Origin of the sequence: Yersinia aldovae ATCC 35236, assembly GCF_000173735.1 — a bacterium.
GTDB lineage: Bacteria > Pseudomonadota > Gammaproteobacteria > Enterobacterales > Enterobacteriaceae > Yersinia > Yersinia aldovae.
The window spans coordinates 1-311 of sequence record NZ_ACCB01000127.1 but is presented as its reverse complement, the minus strand read 5'-3'; the positions used below and the strand labels follow the sequence as shown (position 1 = coordinate 311).

The following is a 311-nucleotide window of genomic DNA, read 5'->3' as shown; positions in this document are numbered from 1 at the left end:
GAATGGCGACACCCCACGTCCTAAGGGCACCGGGCTGGGATTATTCGTCGCCAAGAAAAACATGCATCTCACCGGGGGGCATCTGGCTATTGCCAGTCAGCCGGGGGTGGGTTCACGGGTGACCGTCGCCTTACCTGCAATTCCCGCTCATTATGCTATCGAAAACCCGCTGCCTGAAGGGTTGTATATGGTGATGCCCGCAGATATCCCCTCCTCGCTGAGTGGTGAAATCACCCAGACTCTTGATGGCTGCGAGTTACCCTATTACTCCGCTGCGGACCCGCTCCTCACTACCGCCCGTGGGCCTGCGC

General features: G+C 59.2%; 1 protein-coding gene. It reads left to right on the top strand.

Annotation, left to right across the window (positions count from 1 at the left end; translation table 11 throughout):
* Positions 1-311: ATP-binding protein (locus YALDO0001_RS19545; RefSeq protein ID WP_042840696.1), on the top strand; the 311-nt coding region annotated here is incomplete at both ends.